At 38.1% G+C, this 596-nt stretch carries 1 protein-coding gene; it reads left to right on the forward strand.

Annotation, left to right across the window (positions count from 1 at the left end; translation table 11 throughout):
- Positions 1 to 21: 21 nt before the first annotated feature.
- A partial coding sequence (locus tag GQR55_RS20035) for a transposase (RefSeq protein ID WP_166421973.1) occupies positions 22 to 596 on the forward strand: 575 nt, incomplete at its 3' end.

Raw genomic sequence — 596 nt, forward strand, 5'->3', positions numbered from 1 at the left:
GTACAAGGGGAGTAAGTAGAGATGATGTTTATCGGCATTGATATTAGTAAAGAGAAGATTGATTTATCGTGGTTGAGAGACCAACTTACAAACAAGATTAAAACAAAAGTCTTTAAAAACAAGCGTCAAGACTTTTTAGCAATAGAAAAATGGCTTTTAAATACAACTAAAAGCGCTGCGAATGAGCTCGTTATCACCCTCGAACCAACAGGTGTTTATCATGAAGCACTGATGTATTTTTTACACGAGCAAGGCTTTAATATTATTCTAGCGAATCCCGGTAAAGCTAAAAAGTATGCAGACGCTTTAAACATAATTCATAAAACAGACAAATCTGATGCAACAATGCTTGCCCATTACGGCTGTGCTAAGCATGCAGTCGTTAATTATTGGCAACCTGAAGCATTAGAAGTTAGAGAGCTTAAAGCCCTTATCCGTCGTTTAGATGCGCTTGAGAGTAACCGACAACGAGAAGCTAACCGATTAGAGGCAAGCGAATTCAGCAACGTTTCTGCGCGTGTTTGCCAATCGATAAAAGTGACTATCGCGTTTTTAGATGACGAAATTAAACAGCTTAAATCTGACATTGATAACCA

Source organism: Pseudoalteromonas sp. Z1A8 (assembly GCF_011378855.1).
Classification (GTDB): domain Bacteria; phylum Pseudomonadota; class Gammaproteobacteria; order Enterobacterales; family Alteromonadaceae; genus Pseudoalteromonas.